Below are 5,206 nucleotides of genomic sequence, written 5' to 3'. Positions count from 1 at the left end.
GCCGGATCCTGCGGCAAGCCTCGCCCCTGGATGGATCACCGGTCGACGAGGTGCCAGCAGGCCTGCTGGGGCGAGCCACGACGTGCGTGGCGCCCCAGCCCGCCATGGCATCAAGGCTGCTGTCGGGCCTGCTCGCAACGGATGGACGGCTGTTGCTCGTGACGGTCACCAGCGACGACCTCGAGTGGGCCCGACGGGTCTGGCTGTCGATCCGGAGCCACGCGGCGCCGGTCCAGCCATCCCCCGGACTGCGCACATGCAGGGCCAGGCGGCGCCATGGCACGAATCGTTCATGACTGCGATAGCTGGAGCCGACACTCGGACTTGAACCGACGACCTGCTGTTTCTTGACGGCAGGGCCCAAGCCTTTGTCGCCGTGAGGCTCGTGATCGCGGTCTCGTCGAGTGCTCGCGCAGGGCGCCCTCGTCGGCGGGGTAAGACCGATCACATGAGCGGAGCCCACCCTTGCACGGTAGCGCCTTGGCTACGCCTATCGGCGGCCCGATGGCGTGTTCGCGGTCCCGGTCGGCACCCTCACGTCCTAATAGGGCGCCCTACGCACCACCAGACGCGACTCGCGCCCGGGCGCGCCCGTCGATCAGGCGCTCGCCTTGTGGCCTGGATCCCCTTCGCCAGCCCAGCCCGTGTTCGAGAAGGTCGGGATGAAGCGGTAGCCGCGACCGGGAACGGTCGCGATGAACCGTGGGTGCCGGTAGTCATCCTGGAGTTTCGTCCGCAGGCTGCCGATGTGGCGATCGACGATGTTGCTCTCGGCGACGAAGTCGGTGCCCCAGATCGCGTCCAGGATCTCGTCGCGCGAGACGACGCGGCCGCTCCGGCTGGCGAGCAGGTAGATGAGGCTCTGCTCGATGCCGGACAGGTGGACGATCGCGGTCCCCGTGCGCACCTCCCGGCTCAGGATGTCGATCTCGATCTCCCCGAGCGTGATCGTTGGGATGAGCGGCAGGCCCACGCCCGTCGCGCGCCGGGTGATGACGATCGAGCGGGCCAGCAGCTCCTCGGGGGAGAAGGGCATCGTGATGATGTCGTCGACGCCGAGGTCGAAGGCTTTGAGCTTCGTCTTGAGGTCACCCCGTCGCGTCAGGCCCAGGGCCGGCGTGACGCGCCTTGTCAGCTGGCTCGAGGCGCCCAGCCGCCCGAGCAGGGCGGTGCTGTCATCGTGGTCCATATCGACCACGGCAAGGTGCGGATGCCATTCGGCCAGGAGGGCGTCGGCCTCGGCGAGGGTGCGGGCCGCCCGGACGATGAACAGGCCGTGATTGAGGGTGAGCTCGATGAGGTCCACGACCAGCTGGCGCTCGTGGAGCACGATAGCGCGGTGGGCTTAGGCCGCCTGGGGTTCCATGCGCTGGGTCGTCATGTCTGCCGCGAGCTCCACTGTGAAGCAGGGTGCCTGCAGCCCCGAGAGGCCATCGCCCAGGGTCTGGGGCGATGCAGCCGAATCTTAGCGCAAAGGCGGGTCGGCTGACGTCTGCGAGGCGCCGAATCCCCGAGCGGATGACGGGCCGTCATGACGCCGCGCCGCCGGGGGTGTTCGATATGGGCATAGCATCGGCCGGCGAGTAGCTCGGCGTGGTCACCAGACCCCGCTCCCCCGGATGCCGAGGGCAGGGAGAACGCCATAGCCAGCGATCAGGTCGACCGGACCGTCGTCACCACCCAGGAACCCACGGCCACCGGCCAGGCGACCGTGCAGACGGACAGCCAACGGACCACCAGATCGGGCCCCGGTGGTGCCGAGCTCGCCCGCCGCATCGTGGTCCTCGTCTTCGGGCTCATCCAGATCGTCATCGGGGCGCGCATCGTCCTGCTCTTGCTCGACGCGCGGGAAGCCAATGCCCTCGTATCCGCGATCCTCGACATCAGCCAGGTGTTCGTCGCGCCGTTCGAGGGGATCCTGCGGACGGACTCGCTCCGCGCCGCGGGTTCCGTCCTCGACGTCACCGCCATCGTGGCCTTCGTCGGCTGGACGATCCTCGAGCTCATCGTGCTCTGGGTCATCGGGATCTTCGGGCGTCGGTCGTCCGCAGCAACCGTCTGACCGCATTCGCGGTCCCCGCTGCGGACGGGTGATCCTCCGCTATCTGCGCGGCCCGTCCCGGACGGGCGCACCACGAAAGGAACAGCTCTCATGGGAATCCTCGCTTGGATCGTGCTCGGCGCCATCGCCGGCTTCATCGCCAACCTGATCATGGGCGGCGGTGAGGGCCTGATCATGATGATCATCCTCGGGATCGTGGGCGCCGTGGTCGGCGGCTTCATCGCGGGAACCGTGCTCGGCGTCGCCGACATCACGGGCTTGAACCTATCCAGCCTCGTCGTCGCCGTGTTCGGCGCCGTCGTCGTCATCTTCGTCGCGCGGTTCTTCCAGTCGCGCGGCGCGAGCAAGAGCGTCTGATGTCTGACCGGCACGTCAAGGGTGCCGTCAATACCGTCAAGGGCACTGTCAATGAAGGCGTCGGCAAGCTGACCGGCGACAAGGAGCAGGAGACGAAGGGCAAGATCCAGAAGGTCGAAGGCAAGGTCCAGGGCAGCGTGGGCGACGTCCAGGACGCCGTCCACAAGGCTGGCCACGGGGACAGCCACGCCTGACCCGGCGAGTCACCGCTGCCAGCCGGGGCCACTGATACGGGGCTCTACTCTCGCAATGCGCACCCCGCCCGCAAGACCGTTGCGGCGGGGTGCTTCTGCGCCTCGCTGGCGGAGTCACGGCTAGCCGTCCGGAGTCAGCCCTCTGAGGTGCCCGCTCATCCGGCGCACGTGTGACCCCGCGCACGCCATTGGCGCGACTACAGTCGGGATCGACGGCTTCGCCGATGGACCTCGACCGACGCGCCGTCGTCGGCAGCAACGATGCTGATCGAGCCGTCCTCTTCCAGGGTGGCCAGCTTCATCTGCTCCACGTGCTCGAGGCCGTGCTGCCGAAGGGCTGCGTCGGCATCGCCGAGGTCGATGCCCTGCCGGGCAAACTCCGCCTTGAGCCACTTCCCGTCTCGACCGATCGTTGTCGACTTGAACTCGAGGACCCGCCGAACGAAGGGGACCCTGACGCGGGCTTCCGAGACGAGGCGATTGAGGACGAAGATCGTGGCCAGGATGATCGCCCCACCCAGGACCGACTGGTCCGCGCCGGTCATGGCCGGCTGGAGGGCGTTGGCGACGAGGAGCACCATCGCCAGATCGAACAGCGTGAACTGCCCGATCTCGCGCTTCCCGGACAGGCGCAGGGCGCCGAGGAAGAGCACGTAGATGATCGTCGTCCGCGCGACCAGCTCCAGCGGGTTGACGCCAAGCTCCCACATCGTCTCAGGCTCCGGGTCGGCCACAGGGCAGGGATGGTGTCGTCACCGCCGCGCCCGTTCGGATCACCATGAGTCCGGCTCCCTGATCAGACGCCCGAGCGAAGGCCCGATATCGTGCCGATTCGAACCCGGCCAAGATGCCGATGTGCGCGGAGGCTCGAGCGACCTTCACTGTGTGGCGTTGGGCCGATGGGGTCATGACGGTCCGTCATCCGGCGACTGACGGTGTCCATCGCTCGATCCAGGCATCAGCGCCGCGTCACCCGATACTAACCCGCGACCGTGATGACCACGAGCGCGATCGCGGCGACCGCCATGACCACCGTGGTGCCCCAGCCGAGGACGTTGAGGCGCCGGCCGTTCGTACGCTCGCCCATGACGTCGCGGTTGTTGGAGACGAGCATCACGAGGACGAGCAGCGGCGCCGCGAGGAGGCCGTTGATCACGGCAGTGACGACCAGGGCCCTCGACGGCATGCAGCGCCCCGGCTCTCGATGCGTCACCCGGCGCGGCTTGCGCTGAGCGTCGGACTGCGATCGGCGCTGTCATCTGTAGGGCGATGTAGAAGACGCTGGGCATCACTCCATAGGGCGCCACGAGGTTCTCGCGGCAGAACGAGCCGATGGTGGTGGTCACCACGGTCGTATCGCTGGTGCTGTATACCTTGGCCCAGGCGCCGGAGCGCGTGGTGAGCGCGAGCCTCGGTGTCACCGCACCGTGACCGGCAGCGTCCAGAAGGGAACCCGATGCGCGATCTGAGCACCCTTCCCAAGGTCGAGTTGCACCTCCATCTCGAAGGCACCCTGGAGCCGGAGACCGTGCTGGAACTGGCCCGCCGAAACAAGGTCGAGCTGCCCTACGCCGACCTGGAGGACCTGCGCGGTCGGTACGAGTTCACCGACCTGCAGAGCTTCCTGGACCTGATCTACGCGAACCTCACCGTGCTGCAGACCGAGGAGGACTTCAGCGACCTGGTGACCGCCTATGTCGCCCGGGCGGCCGCCGGCGGCGTACGCCACGTCGAAGCGTTCTTCGACCCGCAGCCCCACGTCGCCCGCGGCATCCCGCTCCAGCGGGTCCTGGACGGGCTGGCGTCGGGCATCGCCGCCGCCGAACGCGACCACGGCACGACCGTCGAGCTGATCGCCTGCTTCCACCGGGACCGCTCCGAGGAGGAGGCACTGGGGATTCTGGCCGCTCTGGAGGAGGCCGGTGCGCCGATCATCGGGATCGGTCTGGACTCGGCCGAGGTCGGCAACCCGCCCGCCAAGTTCCAACGCCTGTACGCCCGCGCCGGTGAACTGGGACTCCACCGGGTCGCTCACGCGGGCGAGGAGGGCGGGGCCGCATCGGTGACCGAGGCGCTCGACCTGCTGCACATCGAGCGGGTCGACCACGGCATCCAGGCGATCGATGACCCGGCCCTGATGGATCGGTTGGCGCGCGCCGGGACCCCGCTGACCATGTGTCCGCTGTCCAACGTACGGCTCCGGTGCGTGGATACGCTGGCGGACCATCCGCTGCCGGCCTTCCTCGAGGCGGGCGTTCTGGTCACGGTCAACTCCGACGACCCGGCCTATTTCGGGGGCTACGCGGACACGAACTACGAGGCCCTGCGGGCGACGTTCGGCTTCAGCGACGAGGTGATGGCCCGGTTGGCGCGCAACTCGGTCACGGCCAGCTTCCTGCCCGAGGGGCGGAAGACGGGGCTGCTGAGCGAGATCGACGCCTGGATTGCCACGTGACCGGGCTGGCCCCGACCGAGCGCCTGCGTCTGACCTGATGCTGACTCTCACCAACTGGTTGCGACATACAGTCGGTGAGCTCACGCTCAAACAGGGGGGAGTGGAGCCGACACTCGGACTTGAACCGAGGACCTGCTG

The 5,206-nt window shown here is 68.2% G+C and carries 8 protein-coding genes; 5 read left to right on the top strand and 3 right to left on the bottom strand.

What is annotated here, in order from left to right; translation table 11 throughout:
• Positions 1–296, top strand: a 296-nt coding sequence (locus RMO85_RS04055) for a hypothetical protein (protein WP_310526626.1), incomplete at its 5' end; no start/stop codon positions are given.
• A 302-nt stretch (positions 297–598) separates the two neighbouring features.
• Here the strand turns inward: RMO85_RS04055 and RMO85_RS04050 are convergent.
• Positions 599–1,330: a response regulator transcription factor gene (locus RMO85_RS04050; RefSeq protein WP_310526625.1), complete on the bottom strand. Its 732-nt coding sequence runs from the start codon at positions 1,328–1,330 to the stop codon at positions 599–601.
• A gap of 381 nt (positions 1,331–1,711) precedes the next feature.
• Here RMO85_RS04050 and RMO85_RS04045 point away from each other — a divergent pair, with 381 nt between their 5' ends.
• The 3 genes from RMO85_RS04045 to RMO85_RS04035 all read left to right on the top strand — a co-directional run bounded on the left by RMO85_RS04045 (position 1,712) and on the right by RMO85_RS04035 (position 2,613).
• Positions 1,712–2,062, top strand: coding sequence for a hypothetical protein (locus RMO85_RS04045; protein ID WP_310526624.1), 351 nt, complete (start codon positions 1,712–1,714; stop codon positions 2,060–2,062).
• Positions 2,063–2,152: 90 nt separating this feature from the next.
• Positions 2,153–2,419, top strand: coding sequence for a GlsB/YeaQ/YmgE family stress response membrane protein (locus RMO85_RS04040; protein WP_310526623.1), 267 nt, complete (start codon positions 2,153–2,155; stop codon positions 2,417–2,419).
• Positions 2,419–2,613, top strand: coding sequence for a CsbD family protein (locus RMO85_RS04035; protein WP_310526622.1), 195 nt, complete (start codon positions 2,419–2,421; stop codon positions 2,611–2,613). The genes RMO85_RS04040 and RMO85_RS04035 overlap by 1 nt, the downstream gene beginning before the upstream one ends.
• A gap of 197 nt (positions 2,614–2,810) precedes the next feature.
• Here RMO85_RS04035 and RMO85_RS04030 read toward each other — a convergent pair whose 3' ends face one another.
• Together RMO85_RS04030 and RMO85_RS04025 are read right to left on the bottom strand one after the other, a co-directional pair.
• Complete coding sequence (locus tag RMO85_RS04030) at positions 2,811–3,323, bottom strand: YetF domain-containing protein (RefSeq protein ID WP_310526621.1); 513 nt, start codon at positions 3,321–3,323, stop codon at positions 2,811–2,813.
• Positions 3,324–3,592: 269 nt separating this feature from the next.
• Positions 3,593–3,799, bottom strand: coding sequence for a hypothetical protein (locus RMO85_RS04025; protein ID WP_310526620.1), 207 nt, complete (start codon positions 3,797–3,799; stop codon positions 3,593–3,595).
• Positions 3,800–4,069: 270 nt separating this feature from the next.
• On the opposite strand from RMO85_RS04025, the gene RMO85_RS04020 reads away from it, so the two are divergent.
• Complete coding sequence (locus RMO85_RS04020; RefSeq protein WP_310526618.1) at positions 4,070–5,068, top strand: adenosine deaminase; 999 nt, start codon at positions 4,070–4,072, stop codon at positions 5,066–5,068.
• The last annotated feature ends 138 nt before the right edge of the window (positions 5,069–5,206 follow it).

Origin of the sequence: Nocardioides sp., assembly GCF_031422975.1 — a bacterium.
Classification (GTDB): domain Bacteria; phylum Actinomycetota; class Actinomycetes; order Propionibacteriales; family Nocardioidaceae; genus Nocardioides.
Note: the sequence above shows the minus strand (reverse complement) of the source record. Positions and strands in the feature narration are given on the sequence as shown.

What these genes read in the sequence shown, in the direction of transcription:
- RMO85_RS04040 (WP_310526623.1), top strand. Translation starts at nt 2,153, where the DNA reads ATGGGAATCCTCGCTTGGATCGTGCTCGGCGCCATCGCCGGCTTCATC.
- RMO85_RS04035 (WP_310526622.1), top strand. Translation starts at nt 2,419, where the DNA reads ATGTCTGACCGGCACGTCAAGGGTGCCGTCAATACCGTCAAGGGCACT.
- RMO85_RS04030 (WP_310526621.1), bottom strand. Translation starts at nt 3,323, where the DNA reads ATGTGGGAGCTTGGCGTCAACCCGCTGGAGCTGGTCGCGCGGACGACG.
- RMO85_RS04025 (WP_310526620.1), bottom strand. Translation starts at nt 3,799, where the DNA reads ATGCCGTCGAGGGCCCTGGTCGTCACTGCCGTGATCAACGGCCTCCTC.
- RMO85_RS04020 (WP_310526618.1), top strand. Translation starts at nt 4,070, where the DNA reads ATGCGCGATCTGAGCACCCTTCCCAAGGTCGAGTTGCACCTCCATCTC.